Raw genomic sequence first — 23,293 nt, 5'->3', positions numbered from 1 at the left:
GGCTTCATGCCGGTGTGTCCTGGTGTGCGTTGCGCCATGCTGTTGTAGCTCAGGGTTTCTTCGCGCAGCCGATGGAGCCCTGTTCCATCGGCGATGACGAACCGTCGGAGCGGATGATCATGACCTGGATGCAGGTTTCCCCCGTCGGGTTGGCCGCGACGTGGGCCTTGGTGTCAGCGCTGGACTGGAATTCGCCGTTGCCCTGCGGCGAGTAGGTCCGCCACTTGTAGCGGTCGCCGGGTTTGGGCTGCGGGTTTGTCCAGCTGAAGCTCAGTTTCCCGGTTCCGTCAGCGCTGCCGGCTACCGCCTCGACGTCCGGAACGGTGCCGTTGTCCAAAGCGTCTGCGGGCGGTTTGCTGACCTGCTGGGATGCCTGCGGGGCGGGATCGGGCCGGGCTGTTCCGGCGATGACGCCGACGACGGCGGCGACCGCCAGCACGGCGCCGCCCACGATCGCGAGGGCCAGGTTGCGGCGGCTGTGCGCTGCCGGACCGGCTTCGGCTTCTCCCGCGCCGCCGGACGGTTCCGCCGGCAGGCTGGAGCGGTTGACGGTGGCCGCGACGGCGTCGTCCTCGACCCGGGCGGCTGCCGCGGGCCGTGACAGCGGCGCGCCGGGCACTACGGTGCCGGGCCGGCGGACCGTGTCGTGGCCCGGGACCGCCTGGGCCAGGCCGGCGTGGTTGCGGGTGGTCGGATCGTCCGGCGGAACGGTTCCGGTTGGCCTGGCCGGGAACGTGGGGGCCTGGCCGGTGGCGTCGGGGTCGATGGCGGCGACGCTGCGGACCCGGGTTTCGTCCACGGCGTCGTCCGGGAGGGGGTCCTCGGCGCGGGGTTCTTCGAGGACTTCGAACGGCGTCACCGAGAGGTTCAACTCGGCCTGGATCCGCTGCAGTGCCAGGGCGAACGCGTGCGCGGACGAGTACCGCGACGCCGGAGCCTTCGCCATGGCGGTTGCCAGCGCCAGCTCCAGCGACGCGGGCACGTCGGCACGGCCGAGTTTGGGGACCGGCAGGTTGGTGATCCGGGCGATCAGTTCGCGCTGGGAGTTGTCCGCGCCGGGCAGCACGAACGGGGAGCGGCCGGCGAGCAGGGTGTAGAGCGTGGCGCCGAGCGCCCAGACGTCCGCGAGGACGCCGTCGACCTGCCGGTCGCTGAACTGTTCGGGCGGCGACCACGGAATGGACATGCCGGCGTCTTCGTCCTGGTCGCCGGCGAGGGTGCCGGAGATACCGAAGTCGGTCAGCGCGGGGCGGTTGTAATCGGTGACGAGGATGTTCGCGGGCTTGATGTCCCGGTGCGCGATGCCGGCGCGGTGCGCGGTCTCCACCGCCGAGGCCACCTGGATGCCCACGGCCAGGACCTCGTCGACGCTGAAACGCTGCCGGCGGTAGCGCACGTCCAGGCTGGGCCGGGAGCAGTATTCCATGGCGAGGTAGGAATGGCCGGCGTCGGTGACCTCCGCCTCGAAGATCGTCACGATGTAGGGGTGTGAGGACAGCTGCGCCATCAGGTTCGCCTCGGACTCGAAGCGGCGGCGCGAACCTTCGGTCTTGAGGTCGGAGAGCAGGACTTTGACTGCCACCTTGCGGCGCGGCCGGTCCTGTTCGTACAGGTAGACGTCGGAGAACCCGCCGGAACCGAGCAGGCTGATGTAGGTGAAGCCCGGGATGGCCGGCGGTGGTGCGACGGGCCGTTTGGCGTTCACAGGAGCTCCTCAAAGCGCAGCTGGATGCCGTCGCCCAGTTCGGCGATGTCGCCGTCGAAGAGGATGGCCATCTCGCCCTGGGCGAGCCGTCGCGGGGCCTGCCCTTCGCGCAGCAGCACTGTGCCGTTGGTTGCTTTAAGGTCGCAAAGCATCACGTGCCAGCCTTCGAGCCGGACCTCCACGTGGGAGCGGGAGATGTCCCCGCCGGGGCTGGCCACCTGGACGAGTTTGGGCATCACGGCGCCCTGGACCCGGTTGACCGAAGGCTGCCGGCCCACGATCAGGGACTGGTCCAGGTCGATCAGTTCGCCGGTGGACAGCCGCATCCGGCCGAGGCGTGGGCGCGGGACCTGCACGCCGTCGCCGGGCAGCGGCTGCTCACAGTAGGCGCAGTGGGCGCTGGTGGGCGGGTTGGCGTGGCCCTGCGGGCAGACCCTGGCCAGGACCATGGGCCCGGTGCCGGGCTCCTGGCCCCTCGTCGGCGGCGCCGGATCAGCGGGGCGGCCGCCGGCCGCCGCGCCCAGGGCGCTCTTGAGTACCGTCTGGCCGTCGTGGTCGGCGTCCTCCCCCGGTGACGGCTGCAGCGCACCCGCCGGCGGCGGGGCCGCGGAGGGCGGCGGGGTGAACAGCGACGGCGGCGCGGCTACCGGCGCCGGTCCCCGGCCTGGCGCCGCGTCCCCGCCGGTGCGCCACGGGACGGAGTCGATCAGCCCGGCGGGGGCCGCGGGAGGGCGCGGCGCGGCAGCAGCGGGCGCAGGTGCAGGCACGGGTACAGGCACGGGCTCAGCAGCGGGTGAAGGTGGGGGCGCAGGCGCGGGCTTTGGTTCTTCCGCCTCGGGCGCCTCGCGTACGGCGGCGTCTTCGATGGTCCGGATCACCGTCTGCTCCCAAAGATGGTCATAGCTGCCGGTGGGTTCCTGTTCCGCCGGCTCCGGCGCGTCGGCCGGCTCCGGCGCGTCGGCCGGCTCCGGCGCGTCAGCCGGCTCCGGCGCGTCCGGGCCTGGGTCCTCCTCGTCCGGGAGTTCCAGCACGGTGTCGGCGGAGCTGCCGTGCTCGCCCAGACCGGCCTGCATGTCGGCCTCGGCGGCGGCCAGCAGCTCTTCGTCCACGGCGCCGGCCGAAGCGGGCTGCGCCGCGGGCAGGGAACCGGGCCGCGCCGCGGGCAGCGCGCCGTGCAGCGCGCCGTGCAGTGCCTGCAGCAGCACCACTCCCTCACCGAGCGGGAGCGGGAGCGGGTCCGCGGCAGGGCCCGCGCCGGCGACGGCCAGCCGGAAGGACTGTGCCGAGGGGAAGCGGCGTTCGGCCCAGGTGCTGACGTCCCGGCCGCTGAGCGCCGCACCGGCTCCGCCGTCCTGGGTGACGTCGAGCTCCAGGTCACCGCGAAGGAACACCTGCAGCGGCCCGCGCAGGCCCACGATCCCGAACCAGGGCAGCCGCGCGAGCGAGCCACCGGTGGCCGCGGTCACGGCGTCGAGCACCTCGTGGTTTTCCCGGGCGCGGGCCAGCAAGGACCAGAGCGTCTCCACCAGCGCACGGTCGGTCTCCGGGCCCAGCAGCACCACGGTGCCGGAGCGGACCACGCCCAGCCAGGGTCCCGGCGTGTAGCTGAGTGCGGCCCGGCCGTCAGCGGGCGCCACGGGGCTCCCCGCCCTGGCCGGCAGGCGCGTCGCCGGTCCCGCGGTCCGCAGTTCCGGCGGCGTCGCCGGGGTCTGCTTCCGGGGCCGCGTCGAGGATCTCGGTGCGCGGCAGGGTATTGGCGTCTTCGGCCTCCGTGGCAGCCCGCGGTGCCGTCTGCGCGCCGTGGTCGTGGGACACGTTGGTGGCGTCGACCACGATGCAGGTGACGTTGTCCCGGCCTCCGCTGCGCAGGGCGGCCTGGATCAGCTCATCCACCGCCGCCTGCGGGTCCGGTTCGGAGGTCAGGATCCGGCTGATCTGGGCGTCGTCGAGCTCGCCGTTGAGGCCGTCGGAACAGACGAGGATCCTGTCGTCCTCCTCCACCGGCAGCAACCAGTAGTCGGCCTCCGTCTCGTCGCCGGTGCCCAGTGCCCTGGTGACCACGTGCCGGCGCGGGTGCACGGCTGCCTGCGCGGGCGTGATCTCCCCGGCGTCCACGAGTTCCTGCACCTCGGAATGGTCGACACTGACCTGGCTGAGCGCGCCCTGGGCCAGCCGGTAGGTCCGCGAGTCGCCGATGTTGAGCACCAGCCAATAGGGAATGCCCATCTGTTCCACGACGACGACGCCGGAAAGCGTGGTACCGGCGCGGGAGCCGGTGGCGGAGCGGATATCGGCGTCGGCCTGCAGCAGGTACTGCTGGACGACGGCGGCCGTGGCGTCCCGCTCACCGGTGGCCAGTTGCGGGATCCCGGCGAGGGTGCGCACGCAGATGCCGCTGGCGATCTCGCCGGCCTCGTGGCCGCCCATCCCGTCGGCGACGGCGAACACCGGGTCCGCGGCGATGAAGGAGTCCTCATTCATTTCACGCCGCAGTCCGCGGTCCGTTCCGTAGCCGACGTTGAGCCGCAGGCCGGAGCCGGCCGCGGCTGAGTCCGCCGGGCCGGCAGCGGGCAGATCGGGAGGGGGCTGGGATGTCATGCCTGTCCTAGGTAGAAGGAGCGGTCACCAAAGTGCACGGTGGATCCGGGGCGTACGTGGGTGGGTTCCCCGGCTGCCAGGGCAGTGCGGACGCCGTCCGGGGTGGTGACGGCGCTGCCGTTGGTGGAGTTGCGGTCCGTGACCCAGATTCCGCCGTTTCCGGGCCGGAGGTGAAGGTGGGTTTTGGAGATGGAACGGCCCGGATCAGCCACCGGGAGCAGCCGGACCGGGTTTTCACCGGGGTGGGACGCCGGGTTCCGGCCGATCAGCAAGGTCCGGTCCACTTCGATTTCGCGGCCGTCGTCGATCCTGATCCGCGCAATGGCGACCGTGACCGGAACAGTGCTGTCGCCGCGGACCTGGGTGCGGTCGTGGTCGTCGTCGGGGTGCGGGCTGAACGCGCGGCTGTTGACCGCTTCGCTGCGGGCCGCCTCGATCGGCGTGGGAGCGGCTGCGGCCGGGACCGGTTGAGCGGCGGCAGCGGGGTGGGCGGCGGCAGCGGGTTGCAGCCGGGCCGCGCCGGCCACCGGTGAGGCGACTTGTTGGACCGGTGGCAGGTCCAGCGGGGCGAAGCTGTAGGGTCCCTGGATTCCGCCGGTGAGCAGCGGGTTACGGCCGGCCCGGATATCGAAGGCGAGCGTTTTGGCGGCTTTGTCGTGCCAGCCGCGCAGCCGGCCGTTGCGGTCCCAGGTGTTGGACACCACCACCGCAACCGCCCAGGCGGCGCCCAGCAGCGCCAGCGGGCCCACAATCCAGGGCGCGGCGCCGAACCATTGGCAGAGGACCACCACGGCGGCGGCGAGGATGGCAAGCAGGACCCCGGCCCCGGTGACAAGGCCGCGGAGGAACACCGCTCCCCCGCCGGGCGGGTAGCCCTCGGCGTCGGCGCTGCGGATCCCCATCAGGCGGTTTCCGACGGTCACGCCGGACCGGGCTTCGATCATTGCCTGGACCAGGACATATACAACCGTGATGCCGGTCCCGATGCCGCCGTAGAGCACCAGGGACGAGGTGTTGTAGATGATCGAGCCGCCGCTGCGCGTCTGGGTGACCCCTGCGAAGCCGAGGGCGAAGAGCACGGCCAGGACGGCAGCAGGACCGGTCCAGTCCAGGATGGCCGCAGCCAGCCGCTTGCCGGCGGCGGCCGGAACCAGTTCGAGCCTGTTCGGCATTCCGTCATCTCCCCCTTGGTGTCCTTGCGCGCCTGGCCCTGGCACGCCCGGTCCGGGCGCCACCGGCCCGGGAGCTACGCCCGCCGCTATCGGGATCGTACCGGGTCCGGCAACCGGGTGCCGTCTGCTCCGGGCGGACCGGTTGCTCAGCGGCACTCCGCAGGCCGGGCAGAACACAGCGCCCGGGCGGATCGGCTGCCGGCAGCGCGGGCAGCGCTCGACGTCGTCGGTCATGGCTCGTTGCGGTTCTTCCTGGCGGTGGGCTGCGGGTCGGGGTCCGGACCGGGCTCCACTGTACTAGCTGGCCGGCGGGCCGGACCGAAGGCGGCCGCGTCCGGGCCGGGGCCGGCGGCCGGCGTCCCGCGTTTCCCGCCGGACAGCGCCTGCCGGAGTCCGCGCAGCGTGAGGGCGGCCCGGCCGTCGGCCAGCAGGGATCGGGGCGAGTAGCGTGCCTGCTGGCGGCGCCAGAAGCCCAGCGTGCCGGTCATTTCCTTGAGCGAGCCGTCCACGATCTGCCAGTACTCACGCACCTCGTCCTCGCTTGGCTGGCCCGCGCCGAAGATGGCGGCGTCGGCCCGGTGGGCGAGCACTGTGGTGCTGTGCTGGCTTGCCGGGAACGCGTCGCGGAGCACCGCGGCGGACTCCCGCCGGGTGGCCCGCTGGTCCACGCCGGCGCCGAGGTCCGTAGCGAGGCTGAGGACCTCGTTCCAGCCTCCGCCGACGCGTTGGGCCGGATGTCCGTCGGTGAAGCGGGCCTTGCGCCGCCGGGATTTCAGCAGCGCGACCAGCAGCAGCGGCAGCGCCAGGACCGCCACCGGAATCAAGGCCATGCCGATCGCGGACAGCAGCGGACCCCAAAACAGCCACGGGTTGTTTTTCTTCTCGTCGGCGTCGAGCGCGTCCGGCGAGGAGTCCGGCGGCAGTTCGGCCGGTTCCTGCGGCGGGGGCGGCGGTTGGAGCACCTGCGGCTTGGGTTTGGACTTGTTCTCCGGGTCCGGCGGGATCGGCACGTTGTCCTTCGGCGGTGTGGGGTCGAACGCGACCCAGCCCACCCGGTCGAAGGCCACTTCGACCCAGGCGTGCACGTCCTTCCCGGTGATGGTCACCTTGCCGGCACCGTTTTCCGGGCTCTTAGGGTCCGGATAGAACCCCATCACCACGCGCGCGGGGATGCCCAGGTGGCGCAGCATGAGCGACATCGCCACGGCATACTGTTCGTCGTCGCCGAGCATCTGCTTGGCCGTCAGCAGGCTCCTGATCCGGTTGGCACTGTGCCCGGAGACGCTGGGCAGCTGGCCGTCGGCGATCAGGCCGTTGCTGAAGGCGCCCTTCTTCTGGAAATGGGCTTCCACCTGGCGGACCCGGTCAATGGCGGTGGGTGCGTCCGCTGCGAGGTCGTTGGCCTGTGAGCCGACCACCGGTGGGACCTCGGCCGGATCCGGCAGCGTGTCCTTGGCGAAGTCGTACTGGGTGAGCTGGCCGTGTTCCAGCATGACCGGGTCGGCCACCTGAACGGTATAGGCATCCCCCTTGGCCAGGCCGCGGGTGGTCACGGCGGTGTCCGTGCCTGAGTTGAAGTACAGGCCGGAGGCGGCGCCGGAGCCATCGCGGGCGAAGCTGATGCCGGTGGTCTTCCGGCCACCCGGCAGGAAGAAGCCCTGGTAGTCCTCGATGGTGATGTCCAGGGTGTAATCCCGGGTGGGGACGATCCCGGTCGGGTCGGCGAGGGTGTTCAGGGATCTGGCGTCGCCCACCTTGCTGAAGCTGCCGGAGGCGTTCGGGTCCATGGCGTAGTTGGTGCCGTTGTAGGCGTCCAGCGCGGCGAGGCGGACCCGGCCGTCCTTGGGCAGGCCCTTCACGACGAAGAGGTTCTCGTCCTTCTTGTCCTTGACCAGGGTCCGGAAACTCGCCAGCGGGCTGATGTAGTCCTTGGGGTCGAACGGGGGCACGATGGTGTTCCGCAGCACCTTCCGGTCACCGGCGGTGGTCAGCAGCGGGGACGCGACCGCGGAAATTCCGACGGCGGCGACGACCACGCCCGCCGCGGCTCCCAGCCGGCGGAACCGGGCCGCGCGCGCCGCGGCCTGGTCCTCGGCCGGCCGGTTGACCGAGACCTTGCGGGTGTCGCTGCGGCGCAGGGCGTCGCGGCGGAATGCGGCCCAGGCGATGCCGACGACGGTCAACGCCGTGCCGCGTTCCACCATGAGGAAACCGGAACTGGTGCTGAACGCAATGCCGGTCACGAAGAGCACCAGGACCGGCAGCAGGGGCCAGTAGGGACTCTTGAGCCGCCAGATCAGCAGCCCTGCCGCCAGCGAGGCCAGCAAGGAACTCAGGAAGGGCACAATCAGGGTGCCGCCTGCCGTACCTACCGGCACGCCGAGGGTGAGCATGTCCTTCCAGGCGAAGACCACGCCGGCCAGCAGCGTGCGCAGTGACTCCAGGGTGGGCAGGACGCCGGCGACCGACGCCTCCGGGACGGCGAGGGCGGTGCCGAAGAGCAGGTACACGCCCAGCGTCAGGGCCGCGGTGATGAGCGCTCCGAGCCGGTAGTGCACGGCGACGGCGGCCACGGCAAGGCCGAGCAGGATGCCGCCGCCCCCGGCGGCCAGGTAGTACGGGTCCCCGCCGAAGCTGAGGCTGAAGCCGAGGACCCCGAGGCCGAGCAGGACGAGGAGCGCGCCGGCGTCGAGCGCGTAATGCCAGGTGGGCTGGCCGTCCGCGAATCCGTCGCGGGACGGCGTCATGCGGCGCCGCAGGCCCGGTGCGGCGCTCATGCGGCGGCCTTCCGCAGCACGATGGCCAGTTCGGCGAGATCGCCCAGGGTGAGCACCGTCAGGTCCGCGATGTTGGCCCGGGCGGGGGCGGCGCCGGTCTCGACCCGAACCGCCAGGCTGCGCACGCCCGGCGGCACCGAGGCCGAGGCCGAACGCAGCTCGGTGGCGGTCACGTTGCTGCCCACCACGAAGAACACGACGGAGGCGTTGGGGACGGTGTCGGCCAGGGTCCGGGCGAGGTCGACGGCGGTCCTGCGTTGGGAGGCGCCGGCAATCCGGGTCATGTCATCTAGCAGGTTGCGGCCGGTTTCACAGCGCAGCGGTCCGTTCTGGGTGAGGACGTCCAGGTCGCGCTGCTCCCGGATGGCCTGCAGGCCGATGGAGGCGGCGGCCGAAATCGCCAGTTCGAACTCCTGCTCGGAGGCGTATTCGTCGGTGTTGGTGGACAGCGAGACGGCAAGGTGCGCGCGGCGGGTCTCCTCGAACTGGCGCACCATGAGGGTGTTGGTCCGGGCCGTGGTCTTCCAGTGGATGTGCCTCCGGTCGTCACCCGGGACGTAGTCACGCAGGGCGTGGAAGGACACGTCGGCGCTGGAGAGTTCCGTGGTGGGCATGCCTTCCAGGTCGCGGATGAAGCCGGCGGCCGAGCCGGCCAGGGCCACGGTTTTCGGGTGCACGAAGAGGTCCTCGGGTTCGGTCCACGGCACCTGGCGGCGGAGCAGGTGCAGCGGGTCGGCGCGCACGGAGCGCACCGGTCCCACCACGATCACGGCGCGGCGGGTGGTGGGGATGGTGAACAGGTCCTCGTGGACCTGCGCGGGCTTCATCCGGGGCAGGTGGAACACCGCGGTGGCGGCGCCCACCGGCAGTTCCAGGTCAGCCGGCAGCAGCGGGCGGGCAGCGGTGTTGGAGACGGCGATGCTGCCGACGGCGCTGTCCCCGACCGCCACCCTGGTCCGGGCCAGGTCCAGCACGACGCCGTAGGAGGACCGGCCCAGGACGAATCCGACCGCCAGCACAAACAGCACGACCGCGGCCACCGCGGCAGCCTTTGCCTCCTGCCAGCCGTACGCCAGGCCAAGGCCCCAGAGCAGCACCGAAGCGGCCAGCACGGACCAGCCGAGCACGCTCACGACCGAGAGGACCGGCGCAAGGTGCCGGCGGTAACGGTCCCGGACGGCGCGGCCGGCCGGCGCCAGGGCGAGGGCCGCGGTGCCGCGGGCTTCGGACCAGACGGCGGACGGGTGCAGCCCGGGGGTTTTTCCGGCCCGGGACAGGGGCCGCTTCAGACGGTCAGCAAGCCGGGTCAACGGAGTGCTGGTGGACATATGGGTGCCTTTGTTTGTGCGTGGCGCCGGGCGGCAGGATGGGCTGCCCGGGTGCTGGACTGGGTGGGACGGGCCGCGTTACACGGTGGCGCGCTGCTGCGGGGCGGCCACGTCGGCCAGCACCCGGGTCAGGACGGCCTCCGGGGTGGCACCGGAGAACTCCGCTTCCGGGTCCATCACCAGGCGGTGCGTCCAGACGACGGCGGCGAGGTCCTTGACGTCGTCGGGCAGGACGAAGTTCCGGCCCTGGCTGGCGGCCCAGACCTTGGCGGCGCGGACCATGGCCAGCGCGCCGCGGACGGACACGCCGAGGCGTGTCTCCGGTGCGTTGCGGGTCTCCTCGCAGAGCCGGGAGATGTATTCGAGCACGGCGGTATCCACGTGCGTGGTGGCTGCAAGGTCTGCCATGTCCGCGATCGCCTGGGTGGTGATCACGGCGGTGATTTCCTTGGACCGGTCCTTGAGGTTGGCGCCACCGAGCAGCTGCACCGTGGAGGCGTGGTCCGGGTAGCCGATCGAGGTCTTCATCAGGAAGCGGTCAAGCTGGGCCTCCGGCAGCCGGTAGGTTCCGGCCTGCTCGATCGGGTTCTGGGTGGCCAGCACCATGAACGGCCGGCCCGCCTCGTAGGTGACGCCGTCCACGGTCACGCGGGATTCTTCCATGACCTCGAGCAGCGCGGACTGGGTCTTGGGCGAGGCGCGGTTGATCTCGTCGGCAAGGACGATGTTGTTGAAGATGGGTCCCTTGTGGAACTCGAACTTCTGCGTCTTCTGGTCGTAGATGGTCACGCCGGTGACGTCCGAGGGCAGCAGGTCCGGGGTGAACTGGATCCGGTTGTTGGAGCCCTGGACGGTGGCGGCGAGGGCGCGCGCCAGGGAGGTCTTGCCGGTGCCGGGGGCGTCCTCGAAGAGCACGTGCCCCTCGGCCAGCATTGCCGTGAAGGTCAGCCGGATGACGTGGGACTTGCCCAGCACCGCCTGGCCCACGTTGGCGACGAGGGTCTCGAAGGTGCCGGCAAACCATTCGGCCTGTTCGGTGGTCATGGTCATGGGTTGGTCCTCTTCTGTTGCTGGTGAAAGGCGTGGCCGGGTGAGGGCGGGGCTGGCCGGCGGTATCCGGCGGTCGGTGGGGCGGGCGGCATCAGTAGCTCGACGGACATGAGCCCATTCCGGCGGTGCTTCCGTTGACGGTGTCGGAACGGATGAAGCGGTACTGGTTGGTCCAACGGCTGCCGCCCTTTTCGTAGATGTAGTACCAGCGGTGGGCGCCCCAACCGTCGCGGTAGCACTCGAGCCCGAGGTTGGAGCCCTTCGGCATCATGTAGGACGAGCAGTTCCCGCCGGTCCAGTGGTCTCCGGAGCCCTTGGCGTCCTCGAGGCAGCTGTTGACGTTGACGGTGCCGTTCCAGAGCTTGGGCCCGACCGGCGCGGGGGTGGGATCGGGGCCGGAGGTGGCCCTGGCGCTGCCGGTGCCGCCGCAGTCCTTGGTCCCGTCAGTGCCGTTGCAGGCGCGGACCGCCAGGGTGTGGCCCTGGTTCCAGCCGCCAGCGCTGCGGTCGTAGCTGCGCTTCAGGCCGACGCTGGTCCAGCCGCCGCCGTCGTAGCTCACCTCGTACCGGTTGATGGGACGGCCGTTGTCATTCGGGGCCGCCCAGGTCCAGTGCACCTGGCCGTCGCCTTTGGCCGAGGTGCCCCCGGTGACGCCGGGGGTACCGGGCGGTCCGTAGGGAACGGCCGAGCCGATCGCCTTGCCGTCTCCGGAGATGTTGTTCTTGGTGGAGACGGCGATGATGTTGACGGTGACGCTCTTGCCGTTGGGTTGGCCGGTGATTGTGCCGCCGGGGGCGCTGATGGGGCCGGACCCGTAAGCGGTGGACCACCGGTAGCTGATCTCGGAAGCCTGCGAGCCGTTGCGCTGGGCCTGGTTCAGCGGGGTGAACGTCACGTTTAACTGGCCGCTGTTGCCCGGCGCGGCGACGGTGCCGCCTGCTACCGTGCCAGGCTTGCCGGCTGCCCGGATCGGCGCGGACTGCGGGCTGGTTCCGGAGGTACCGGCCTTGTTGGTTGCGGCGACGGTGAAGGTGTAATCCGCCTCCGAGTTCTCCACGGTGATGTTTTGTGCGGTACCGGAGACCTGCTGGCTGCCAACGCGGGTCCCGCCGCGGAGGGTGGTCAGGGTGTAGGACCTGACGGCATCGCCGTTGTTGTTCGGCGCCGTCCAGCTGACCTTCAGCTGGCTCTGGCTGCCGACCGGCGGCGCAGCCGACGCGGTCGGCGCCGACGGGGTCAGCGGGGCGCCGGCGGGCGTCTCGGCGGCGGAGTAGGGGCTCCACTCCGAGGGTTCCTTGGCGTCATTGCGCGCCAGTACCCGGACCTTGTAGGCCACGCCGTTTTTCAGTCCCTTCCACACGTAGCTCGCGGAGGTGAGGTTCTGGACCTGCGCGTTCTGGCCGGCCGGGGCGGGCGAAATTTCCAGGTCATAGGACTTGATCGCGGAGCCCTTCGAGGCCGGCGCAACCCAGTTCACGCTCAGCTGTTTGTCGCCGAACCTCAGCGACGGCGCCGCGGGCGTGTCCGGCTTGACGTCGGGGCGCACCTCCGCCGAGGCCGGGGACCGGTCCGACTCACCCAGTGCGTTCGTGGCTGTGACCTGGAAGTGGTACTTCGCGTTGTTCGTCAGCCCGGTCAGGGTACAGGTGTTGGCCGGGCAGTCCTGGCGGTAGCCGCCCTCGCCGTGGACGGTGTAGGTGGTGATGGGCGAGCCGCGGTCCGCGGGCGGGGTCCAGGTCAGCAGAGCGGTACGGTCCCCGGTGCTTTGGGCCTGCGGCGCGCCTGGGGCCAGCGGCTTGTCCTTGACCGTGAGGCGGATGCGTGCGGTGGCGTGGCGGGACGGGTCCCCGGTCTTGTCCGCCACCGTGTAGGCCACCACCATGGATCCGGAGAATCCCCCTGCCGGCGTGACGGTGACCGCGTCGCCGGCCACCTCGGCGGTGCCGGACCCGGTCTCCGTGCCGGCGGAGACGATCCTCAGCGCCGTCTCCGGGAACGGGTTGGCGTCGTTGGCCAGGACGTTGATCGTGACGGGCTTGCCGGCAGCGGCGTTCGGTTCGACGTCATCGTTGGCCACCGGTTTGGGCCGGTTGGAGGCGGTGACCGCCAGCTGGAACGTGGCCGTCGCCTCAAGTCCGCGGCGGTCCCGGGCCTTGACCTGGACGGCCCCGGTGGTGCCGGCGTCCGTCCCGTCCTTGGCCGACGCCCGCAGGGTCTTCCCATCGATGCTGGCGGCGAAGCCTGCCGGAACAGTGCCCGCCAGTTCGTACTTCATGCCGTCGAGGTCGCCGTCGTCCGGGTCGGCTGTCAGTTTCGCCAGGTCGATGCTGGCGGTATCCCCCTTGGGCACGTCCACCTGGCTGCCGAGCAGCACGGGCGGGTTGTTGCGGTTGGGGTCCGGCAGCACGTTGGTGCGGATGCTGAGGGTGGATTTCAGGCCGGCCGGGTCATCCGGGCCGGTCCCGTCGGTGACCTCGAAACTGAGCGAGCCGGGGCCCGCGTAGTCCCGGCCGGCGGTGTATTTCAGGCCGGTTCCGCCGCCGGCGACCGGGTCGGACCCGTCTGCGCCGATCAGCTTGATGCTGTCTGCCTGGGTGAGCCGCGGCGTGTGGCCGTCGCGGACCTTCACCCAGTCTTTAAGGTCCACGGTGACGGAGGCGCCGGCCGCCACCTCTAGGACGTCGTCCTTGGCGAGGGTCGGCACCTGCTGGCTGAGGCCGGGAACCCAGATGATGGCCGTGGACTTTTGCCCGTCGATGTCTTCGACCGTGTAGGGGATCAGTTGCGGCGCCTCGGTCAGCTCCACTATCACGTTGCCCTCAGTGCCGGGCCGGGCGGTCTTGGCCTCGGTCGCCACCAACAGGCTTTCGCCCACGCCGTCCGGATCCTCGTCGTTTTTCAGCACCGGAACGTCCACCGCGGTCCTGCCGAGGGTCTGGGCCGAGGTGACCCGGTCGTCCCGGGCGATCGGCGCCTGCAGGGGTACGTCGTTTTGAACCTTGACGGCAATGACGGCTTGGGCCTGGGCGTCGCGGTCATCGGCCACGGTGTACCGGACGTTTGCGGTGCCTTCCTTGCCGGGGGCCAGCAGGATGATGCGGCCGCTCTGCTTGCTGACCGTGGCCTGCAGCTCCGGGGCCGCGTCGATGCCGTTGGCCAGGATCCGGATCGGGTCGCCGTCGGGATCGGTGTCGTTGGCGGTCGCATCCACGGCGATCTGGCGGCCGGGCCGGACCTTGACTTCATCGTCCACCGGGGTCGGCTTCTGGTTGGTGTCGCCGCGCGGGGCAATGCCCACGGTCACGGTGCCGGTGTTGACCGCTCCCTGCCGGTCCACCACCTGGTAGCGGAAGGTGTCCGTTCCGGCGCCGTCGGCGGCGGCGGTGAAGTCGATGAAGTTGCTGCCCACCGTGGCGGTGCCCTTCGACGGCGGGCTGTCGATCCCGGTCAGCTGGACCGAGTCGCCGTCGGGATCGATGCCGTCCAGTGCCACCGGGATCCGCACGGTGCCGGCAGCCACCACGCGTGCGGTGAGGTTCGCGGGCTGCGGCCGGGAGTTCTGTGTGCCCTCCAGCGGGAGGATGTGAATGGTGACGGCGGCAGCGCTCTTCTGGCCCTGCGGGTCCACGGCGTTGTAGATGGCGTGGACGGTCTTGGGTACGCTGCCGGCGATGAAGCGCAGCGTGTTCTCCGAGACGAAGCTTTTGCCGTCGGCGGCGGGGACCGGCTGCGGCAGGACCGGGTCCAGGGTCAGTTCAGCGCCTTGCGGGTGGGTGTCATTGGCAAGCACCGGGATGGTGACCACATCGTTGATCCGGACATTGACTTCATCCGGTTTGGCTTGGGGTGGCTCGACTACGGCGGGAGCGGGGACCGGAACGACAGCGACGCTGCCGGTGGCCGACGCGGTGCCGTTGGACACGGTGTAGCGGAAGCTGAAGGGTTCCTTGCTGCTGAGTACGTCGGTGACCCGGAGGACGCTGTGGTCGATCACGCTGACGGAGGCGGTGGCGTTCTCCGGCAGCTGGACGGACTGCAGGACCAGCACTCCCCCGGCCGGATCCGAGTCGTTGGCCAGCGGGTCGACCAGGACGCTGCCGCCGACCGGCATCAGCGCCAGGTCGTGGACGGCGACCGGGTTGCCTACGTCCTTGCCCGACTCGACATCCACCCGGATCAGTCCCTGCGTGCTTTGCGGGCCGTTGCTGGCCAGGTAGGTCAGGTAGATCGGGCCCGGGGTGTCGCTGCGGAAGGTGAAGGTACCGCCGTCGGTCACCGGTCCCAGCTGCGCCGGGCCGGCGGCTTCCACCTGGGCGAGGCGCAGGGCGCCGCCGTTGGGATCGACGTCGTTCTTCAGCGGCGCGATCACGAGGTCCTGGCCGACGACGGCGGTGACGTGGTCGGCGTTAACCACCGGCGGCAGGGCACCGGGCGGCTGCACGTTGACGATGACCTTGCCGGTGGCGGTGGCACGGCCGTCCCAGACGGTGACGGTCACGGTCTTCTTGCCCGGGGCGGCGCCGGAGTCCTGGTAGCTGAGCAGCCCGTCGCGGCGCACCTGGAGCTGGTCCTGGGCGTTGTCCGTCTTGGCGTCCAGCAGGACCAGGTCGTCGCCGTCGGGGTCGATCCAGTCGGTGAGGATGTTTTGGCTGACGGCCTTGCCCTGCTCGACCAGCAGGGTGGTGGGTTCGCCGCGTTTGAACAGCGGGGGCTTGTTGTCCTCCGGGGCTACGACGCTGAGCGTGATGCTGCCGGCGGCGGAGAGGCCGCGGCCGTCGGCGGCATTGTAGCGAAACGTTTCGGTGCCGGGTTTCGCCCCGGCCGGGACGGTGATCTGGAAGGCGGTGCCGCCGTAGATGCTCTCAAGGCTGCCCGCGGCGGGACCGTCGCCGGCCACCGAGGCGGTGAGGACGTCGCCGTCGGGGTCGGAATCGTTATCCAGCACGGACAGCACGGTGGTGCGTCCGGGCCGGACGCCGACGGCGTCGGGCTTGGTCTCCGGGGGCCGGTTGGGCTTGGTGCGGTCCGGCAGGATGTTGATGGTGTTGTTGTCCGCGGATTCCTGGTCCTGGTCGTCCGACTGGTCCTTGGGCGGGATGACGTCGTCCCAGTTGTTCACCAGCTGCATGTTCTGGTTCACCAGCCACACATTGCCCGAATTCACATCATTGAGGACCACCAGATCCCGGTTCACCCGGAACACATACGACGGCGACGCACTGGCCTTCGGCACCGGCACCGTCTTGTCATCGGCATCATTCACGCAGTCCCGGACATACTTATTCGCCCCCGACCACGCCGCATGCACACACCCGCCCAACTGCACCGGCGCCGCCGGCACCCCCTGCCCGCCAAACGCCACCACCACCGCAGCCGAACCATTCAACGGCTGCTTCAGCAACGCCTTCGGCGTCGCCACCGCCACCACATCCGCCGCCGGACCCGGCTGCTGCAGCTTTGCGTCCTTTGCGTTCTCCAGCGCCAGCTCCCGCCCGCCCGGCAGGAACAGCTTCCCCCGCCCGGCATCCAACACCACCGGCGCATCCCCCACCACCGTCACCTGCACGGCCCCGGCACCCCTGAGCCCCTCCCAGGTACTGGACTGCGAATCCGTCGCCCTGCCCCCGGCATCCACCGCGGTCACCGTCACCCGGCCCGCCTTCGGGTCCACACTGTAGATCCGGTCATCCGAACCCACCACCGACACCAGCCCGGCAGCACCCGCCACAACCGGCTCCGCATTCTCCGGATCAAAACCATTCACCGTCGACGGGGACAACGCCCACACCGCACCCTTCGCCGGATCCGTCACCGCAACAACCCTCGACCCGAAACTCACCACGGCAGAGCCCGGCAACTTCTTCTCCCCACCCAGCCGCATCTGCGCCGCCGAGACCTGGTTCAGCGTCGCCCCCGCCGCGTCATCAACAAACACCGTCCCGGCATCCTGCAGCACGTCAAACTTCGTCGACGCCGGCGTCACCGCCCCATCCAACACCCGCGACGGATAATTCAACCGCCCCACCGCGTTCTTCGCCTTCGACACCACCCACACGCCACCGTCATTCAACTCCACCTCAGTGGTCTTAAACCCCGGATACAACACCGCCGCAGCCACCAACACCGCACCAGCCACCGCCACAGCAGTACCAGCCAACAGGCGCTTGCGGCGCGTGCCTGGGCCGAACTTCCCGGATCGCGGCTTCCTGGCGCCCGGCATGGCGAAGAGTCGTGTCACGGCTTTCGATGTCCTTCAAGATTCTGTGGTTCCCCGGGCATGGCCTGGCCGCCCATCCCCCGCGACAGCCTACCCAAGGCGTTGGACGCGGGCGATGGGGAGAACTGCCCGGCGGGGTGGCGCGGGTTCCTGTGCCGGCCGGTCATGGCGTGGCGCCGGTCGGGAAGTTGCACGCCGGTACCCCGCTCTGCGCCGGGGACCCGATGGAGGTGTGCAGTGACTGGATCCAGCGGGTTCCGTTCGGTGAGCCGCGCATGATGTAGTACCACTGGCCGTCGCCGCTGTAGGTGGTGCCGTGCGGCTTCCAGCACATGACGTCGAAGGTGTCGAAGTGGGACATCCAGGGCCGGTTATAGCCGCCCTGCCCGTCACAGGTGTTTTTCGCCGGGTCGTAGGAGGTGGGGCCGGGCAGGTCGGTGCAGCTGCGGTCCATGCCGGTGTTTAGCCGGGTGGTCCAGCGGGTCTTTTGGGCTCCGGACTGTGCGGAAGCGGAGGCCAGGGCGCCGCCGCTTCCCCTGGAGTTCACGGTCTGGACCTCAATGCTGTGCCGTTCGTTGAAACCGCCGGTATTGATCGTGCGGCTGCCGGACGCGCCGACGCGTTCCCAGCCGCCGCCGTCGATGCGGATCTGGGTGTAGGCGATGTCATGGCTGCCGGCATCCGGTGAGCCCCAGCTGAGGGTCAGGCTGCGTTGGTTTTCGGCGCCGTCGGTTCCGGAGGCGGACGGCGTTCCGGGCGACCCGTACGGGTTCGCGGTCGCCGGTGCGCTGGCGTCCGAGCTGGGCGCGACGGAGGAGTTGGCGGTCACGGTGATGGCGGTGGCGGCGCCGTTGGCGAAGCCGCCGACGGTCTGGCCGGGTTTGATGGGCCCGGACTGGCCCGTGCTGGCCCGGTAGGTGTAGCTGACCTCGGAGGCGGCTGAGCCGTTCCGTTCCGCGGCGGTGAGCTCGCGGAAGGTGACAGTCACGGAGCGCCCGGCGCCGCCGGTGTTGGCTTCCGTGGCGCTCACGCCGGAGACCTGGCCGAGCTTGCCGGTGGCGCGCCGCGGCGCCGAGGGCGCGCTGACGGCGCCCTTGCCGGCCTTGTTCTCGGCCTGCACGGTGAACGTGTACGACGCTTCCGAGTTGTTGGCGGAGAAGTTCGCCGTCCGGACGGTGCCCGCCACCACCTGGGTCTGGGCCGCGCCGCCGCCGCCGCTCATCGTGACGTAGTAGTTCTTGATGGCATCGCCGTTGGTGTTGGGTTCGTTCCAGTCGACCTTGAGCTGGTTGGAGCTGCCCACCGCGGACGCCACCGACGACGTCGGCGCTCCGGGCGCGGCCGGGACCCCGGCCGGGTTGTCCTCGGCCGAGTACTGCCCCCAGTCGGAGGGGCCCAGGTCGTTCACGGCCTGCGCCCGCACCTTGTAGCGCACGCCGTTGGTCAGCCCGGGCCAGGTGTAGTTCAGTCCGGCCACCCCGTTCTTCACGGCCACCCCGTTCGCCGGCGGCGGCGAGATTTCCAGGTTGTAGTTCTTCACCGCCGAGCCCTCGGTCCTGGCTGCGGACCAGGCGATGACCATGTTTTTGTCGCCGGCCTTCACGGTCGGCGCGTCCGGCGGGGAGGGTTTCTCGTCGGGCCGGATCTCGTTCGACGGCGGCGAGGGGTCGGATTCGCGGACCTCGTTGGTGGCGGAGACGGTGAAGACGTATTTGACGTCGTTGGTCAGCCCGCTCAGGGTACAGGTGGTGGTCGGGCACTCCTGGCTGAAGCCGTTGCCGGAACGCACGGTGTATTTGGTGATGGCCGCGCCGTTGTCCGACGGCGGCGTCCACTTGAGCACGGCAGTCCGGCTGCGGACGTCCGTCGCCGTCGGGGCCGACGGTGCGTCGGGCCGGTCCCGCACGGTGATCCGGAGCCGTCCGTCGGTTTGCCGGGACACGTCGTCGGTCTTGTCCATCACGGTGTAGCGGACCACCATCACCCCCCTAAAACCGGCGGCCGGGGTGACATTGATGGAGTCGCCGGAGACTGCGGGCTGCCCCGCGGCGGAGCCGGTCTCCACGCTGGCGGAGACGATCCGCAGCGGCGTTTCCGGGAACGGGTTAAAGTCGTTGGCCAGGACGTTGACGGTCTGGGGCTTGCCGGCGTCGGCCTTGTCCACGACGTCCTCGTTCGCGACCGGCAACGGCCGGTTCGAGGCCACCACAGTGGCGCTGACGGTGGCCCGGACCGGCGCGGAACGGCCGTCCGTGACCTTGAGCGGGATGCTTCCCTTCCAGCCGGCCGCCTTCGCGGAATCTGCCGCCACCTTCAGGGTGCCGCCCTCCACGGACACCTTGAACCCGTCCGGCTGGGTGCCGTCGAGCTCGAACTTCAGTTTTTCCCCGTCGCCGGCGTCCACGTCCTTGGCCAGGTGGCGCAGTTCCAGGCTGGCCGCTTCACCCTTCGGGACGTCCAGGGCGGCGCCGCTGAAGGTCGGCGGATGGTTCGCGTTGGGGTCGGGGATGACCTTGGTCATGATGCTGAGCGTGGCTTTGAGGCCGGCAGGATCGTCCGGCCCGGCGCCGTCGGTGACTTCGAAGGTGACCGATCCGGGGCCGACGTAGTCTTTCAACGCGGCGTAGCGCAGGCTGCTGCCGTTGCCGGTGACGACGTTGTCCGGTTCGGCGCCCTGTACCCGGACCCTGTCCACCTGGGTGATCCGGGGCGTGCGGCCGTCCCGGACCCTGACGTACTCGGCCAGGTCCAGGCTGGCCTCCTTGCCGGCCATGACCTCGAGGACGTCCGTCCTGGCCAGCGTGGGGTGCTGCTCGCCCTGGCCCGGAACCCAGATGACGGCGGTGGCGCTCAGGCCGTCCACGTCGGTGACGGTGTACGGGACCAGCTGGTCCTTCGGCGCGAGGGCGACCCGGACGGTCCCGTCGCCGGAGACACGGGCGTTGGGGTTCCCGTCCGGCAGCGCGATCTTCAGCTCGGCCGCGACGCCGTCGGGGTCGGAGTCGTTTTTCAGCACCGGAACGTCGACGGCGGACTTGCCCAGCGTCTCCGCCGCGGTGACCACGTCGTCCTTCGCGACCGGAGCCTTCAGCGCCGCGTCCGGGCTCACGTGGACCCGGATGACGGCGCTGGCCTGGGCTTTCTTGTCGTCCTGGATTTTGTAGCTGACGCTCTCGTTGCCGGCGGCGGCGGGTGCGGTGAGCAGGACCTTGCCGCCGTCGGCCGCTTCGACGGCGAGTTCGGGGCGGGCGTCAAACCCGTTGCCCACCAGGCTGATCGGGTCCCCGTCGGGGTCCGAGTCGTTGGTGAGCGCGTCGACGGCGATCTTCCGCCCCGGCCTGACATCCACCGCGTCGTCGACGGCGATGGGCTTCTGGTTGTTGGCCTCCGGCGGGGCGATGCCGACGATCACGGTGCCGGTGTTCTCAGCTCCGATGCGGTCCCGGACCCGGTAGCTGAAGGTGTCGGTGCCCGCGGCGGTGCCGGCGGCGGTGAACTCCAGGAAACCGTTTTTGACCACGGCAGTACCCATCGCGGGGGCCTTGTCCACGCCGATCAGCTGCACCGAATCGCCGTCGGCGTCCACGCCGTCCAGCGGCACCGGAATCCGGACGGTCATTCCGGCCACGACGCGGGCGGTGAGGTTTTTCGGTTCCGGACGCGTGTTGCGTTCGTCGTCGCGCGCGCGGATCCGGATGGTGACCTGCTGGGAGTCGGACTGCCCGGAGGCGTTGGTGACCTTGTAGATCGCGTAGACCGTTTTCGCCACGCCGCCGGCGATGAAGCGCAGCGTCTGGCCGGACGTGAACGTGCGGCCGTCGGCGGGGTCGGGCTGCTGGGCCAGCACCGGTTCGAGGGTGAGCTTGCCGCCGTTGGGGTCGGTGTCATTCGCCAGCACCGGGATGGTGACGACGTCGCCGGCGCGGACGGTGGCCTCGTCGGGTTTGGCCTGCGGCGCCTGCAACTTTGCGGGGGCGGGCACCACCAGCACGGCGATCTCGCCCGAAGCGGAGGCCTTGCCGTTGGAGATGGTGTATTTGACGGTGAGCTGTCCCTGCGCCCGGAGGTCGGTGATCCGGACGACGGAGTGGTCCAGGACGGCGACGCTGACCGGCAGCCCGTCCCCGGCGGTCACGGACTGGACCACCAGCACGCCGCCGGACGGGTCCGAGTCGTTGCCCAGGACGTCGACGAGGACGCTGCCGCCGCTGGGCAGCAGTGCGGTGTCGCGGACCGCCACCGGGGCGCCGTCGCCGCCACCGGGGACGACGTCGACGCGCACCAACTGCTGGGCGCTGGCGGGACCGTTGGTGACCAGGTAGGACACGTAGTGGGCGCCGAGCGCGGTGGAGTTGAAGGTGAAGGTCTGCTGGTCGGCGCCGGGGGTGGCGGTGGAGTTGCCGTCCGGGGTGACCTGCGCGAGGCGCAGCGTCCCGCCCTGCGGGTCCGAGTCGTTCTTCAGCGGGGTGACCACGGTATCGACGCCGGCGACGGCGACCAGGTGGTCCGCGTTGGCGATGGGCGGCAGGGCCCCCGGCGGCCGGACCTCGACGGTGACCTTGCCCTCGGCGGTGGACCGGCCGTCCGATACGGTGACCGTGATGGTCTTGCGGCCGACTTCGGCGCCGGAGTCCTGGAAGCTGAGCATCCCGTCGGGCCGGACCTTAACCTGGTCGCGGGGGTCGCTGCCGGCGGCGCCGACGACGAACAGGTCATCGCCGTCGGGGTCGATCCAGTCGGGGAGGATGTTCTGGCTGACGACCTTGCCGGACTGGACCACCAGGGTGGTGTTCCGGTTCGGTTTCTGCCGGGGCGCGGCGTTCTCCCCCGGCGGGACGATGTTGAGGGTGACGTCCGCGGACGCTGACAGGCCGCGGCCGTCGTCGACCGTGTATTTGAAGGTCTCCGCACCGGTCTTGTCGGCGCCGACGCTGATCTGGAAGCCGGTGGCCCCGTAAATCGGTGCGAGCAGCCCGGACTTGGGCGGCTCGGGGGCGCGGACGGTGAGGACGTCGCCGTCGGGGTCGGAATCGTTGTCCAGGACCGGGAGGATGGTGGTTTTGCCGGCCCGGACGCCGAAGCTGTCCGGTTTGGCGGTGGGCGGGTTGTTGGGTTTGCTGCGGTCCGGAAGGACGGTCCGCTGCACCTCGTCCGCGGAGTCTTTGTCCGCGTCATCCGAGGTCTGCTTGGGCGGGATGACGTCGTCCCAGTTGTTCACCAGCTGCATGTTCTGGTTCACCAGCCACACATTGCCCGAATTCACATCATTGAGGACCACCAGATCCCGGTTCACCCGGAACACATACGACGGCGACGCACTGGCCTTCGGCACCGGCACCGTCTTGTCATCGGCATCATTCACGCAGTCCCGGACATACTTATTCGCCCCCGACCACGCCGCATGCACACACCCGCCCAACTGCACCGGCGCCGCCGGCACCCCCTGCCCGCCAAACGCCACCACCACCGCAGCCGAACCATTCAACGGCTGCTTCAGCAACGCCTTCGGCGTCGCCACCGCCACCACATCCGCCGCCGGACCCGGCTGCTGCAGCTTTGCGTCCTTTGCGTTCTCCAGCGCCAGCTCCCGCCCGCCCGGCAGGAACAGCTTCCCCCGCCCGGCATCCAACACCACCGGCGCATCCCCCACCACCGTCACCTGCACGGCCCCGGCACCCCTGAGCCCCTCCCAGGTACTGGACTGCGAATCCGTCGCCCTGCCCCCGGCATCCACCGCGGTCACCGTCACCCGGCCCGCCTTCGGGTCCACACTGTAGATCCGGTCATCCGAACCCACCACCGACACCAGCCCGGCAGCACCCGCCACAACCGGCTCCGCATTCTCCGGATCAAAACCATTCACCGTCGACGGGGACAACGCCCACACCGCACCCTTCGCCGGATCCGTCACCGCAACAACCCTCGACCCGAAACTCACCACGGCAGAGCCCGGCAACTTCTTCTCCCCACCCAGCCGCATCTGCGCCGCCGAGACCTGGTTCAACGTCGCCCCCGACGCGTCATCAACAAACACCGTCCCGGCATCCTGCAGCACGTCAAACTTCGTCGACGCCGGCGTCACCGCCCCATCCAACACCCGCGACGGATAATTCAACCGCCCCACCGCGTTCTTCGCCTTCGACACCACCCACACGCCACCGTCATTCAACTCCACCTCAGTGGTCTTAAACCCCGGATACAACACCGCCGCAGCCACCAACACCGCACCAGCCACCGCCACAGCAGTACCAGCCAACAGGCGCTTGCGGCGGTTCCTGCGGGGAGCACGGAAGCCGGCACGGTTTTTTGCCCGCACCCCGTCCAGGATGTTTTTCATGTTCCCGCTGCCCCCGTGTGGCACGCCCTGCGGGCGTGGTGAAGTGCCGTAGCTGTGGTCAGATATCCACGACTATGGCATATTGGCCATCGAATTGAGAAACCCCGTG

Annotated in this window: 9 protein-coding genes; all 9 read right to left on the bottom strand. The window is 70.3% G+C overall.

Going from position 1 to position 23,293, the window contains the following annotated elements; translation table 11 throughout:
* Positions 1-49 precede the first annotated feature (49 nt).
* Positions 50-1,705, bottom strand: coding sequence for a serine/threonine-protein kinase (locus AC3ANP_RS10890; protein WP_488330200.1), 1,656 nt, complete (start codon positions 1,703-1,705; stop codon positions 50-52).
* Positions 1,702-3,342 (bottom strand): FHA domain-containing protein, encoded by a 1,641-nt coding sequence (locus AC3ANP_RS10885; protein WP_488330199.1) that lies wholly within the window; start codon positions 3,340-3,342, stop codon positions 1,702-1,704. Before AC3ANP_RS10885 ends, AC3ANP_RS10890 begins: the two co-directional genes overlap by 4 nt.
* Positions 3,329-4,303: a PP2C family protein-serine/threonine phosphatase gene (locus AC3ANP_RS10880; RefSeq protein ID WP_488330198.1), complete on the bottom strand. Its 975-nt coding sequence runs from the start codon at positions 4,301-4,303 to the stop codon at positions 3,329-3,331. Before AC3ANP_RS10880 ends, AC3ANP_RS10885 begins: the two co-directional genes overlap by 14 nt.
* Positions 4,300-5,709 (bottom strand): RDD family protein, encoded by a 1,410-nt coding sequence (locus AC3ANP_RS10875; protein WP_488330197.1) that lies wholly within the window; start codon positions 5,707-5,709, stop codon positions 4,300-4,302. Before AC3ANP_RS10875 ends, AC3ANP_RS10880 begins: the two co-directional genes overlap by 4 nt.
* Positions 5,706-8,252, bottom strand: a complete 2,547-nt coding sequence (locus tag AC3ANP_RS10870; protein ID WP_488330196.1) for a transglutaminase-like domain-containing protein — start codon at positions 8,250-8,252, stop codon at positions 5,706-5,708. The genes AC3ANP_RS10875 and AC3ANP_RS10870 overlap by 4 nt, the downstream gene beginning before the upstream one ends.
* Positions 8,249-9,580, bottom strand: a complete 1,332-nt coding sequence (locus tag AC3ANP_RS10865) for a DUF58 domain-containing protein (protein ID WP_488330195.1) — start codon at positions 9,578-9,580, stop codon at positions 8,249-8,251. The genes AC3ANP_RS10870 and AC3ANP_RS10865 overlap by 4 nt, the downstream gene beginning before the upstream one ends.
* 78 nt (positions 9,581-9,658) lie before the next feature.
* Positions 9,659-10,630 carry an AAA family ATPase gene (locus tag AC3ANP_RS10860; RefSeq protein WP_488330194.1) on the bottom strand — a complete coding sequence of 324 codons (972 nt, stop codon included), beginning with the start codon at positions 10,628-10,630 and terminating at the stop codon, positions 9,659-9,661.
* A gap of 91 nt (positions 10,631-10,721) precedes the next feature.
* Positions 10,722-16,850 (bottom strand): Ig-like domain-containing protein, encoded by a 6,129-nt coding sequence (locus AC3ANP_RS10855; protein ID WP_488333025.1) that lies wholly within the window; start codon positions 16,848-16,850, stop codon positions 10,722-10,724.
* A 160-nt stretch (positions 16,851-17,010) separates the two neighbouring features.
* On the bottom strand, positions 17,011-23,184 hold the full coding sequence (locus tag AC3ANP_RS10850) for an Ig-like domain-containing protein (protein WP_488330193.1): 6,174 nt from the start codon (positions 23,182-23,184) through the stop codon (positions 17,011-17,013).
* Positions 23,185-23,293: the final 109 nt, after the last annotated feature.

It is taken from the genome of Arthrobacter sp. JB02-1C (genome assembly GCF_057748045.1).
The sequence above is the reverse complement of the archived record's forward strand: the minus strand, read 5'-3'. Positions and strand labels throughout refer to the sequence as shown.

Coding starts and splice junctions, on each gene's coding strand:
- AC3ANP_RS10870 (WP_488330196.1), bottom strand. CDS start 8,252: ATGAGCGCCGCACCGGGCCTGCGGCGCCGCATGACGCCGTCCCGCGAC.
- AC3ANP_RS10860 (WP_488330194.1), bottom strand. CDS start 10,630: ATGACCATGACCACCGAACAGGCCGAATGGTTTGCCGGCACCTTCGAG.
- AC3ANP_RS10880 (WP_488330198.1), bottom strand. CDS start 4,303: ATGACATCCCAGCCCCCTCCCGATCTGCCCGCTGCCGGCCCGGCGGAC.
- AC3ANP_RS10865 (WP_488330195.1), bottom strand. CDS start 9,580: ATGTCCACCAGCACTCCGTTGACCCGGCTTGCTGACCGTCTGAAGCGG.
- AC3ANP_RS10875 (WP_488330197.1), bottom strand. CDS start 5,709: ATGACCGACGACGTCGAGCGCTGCCCGCGCTGCCGGCAGCCGATCCGC.
- AC3ANP_RS10850 (WP_488330193.1), bottom strand. CDS start 23,184: ATGAAAAACATCCTGGACGGGGTGCGGGCAAAAAACCGTGCCGGCTTC.
- AC3ANP_RS10855 (WP_488333025.1), bottom strand. CDS start 16,850: ATGCCGGGCGCCAGGAAGCCGCGATCCGGGAAGTTCGGCCCAGGCACG.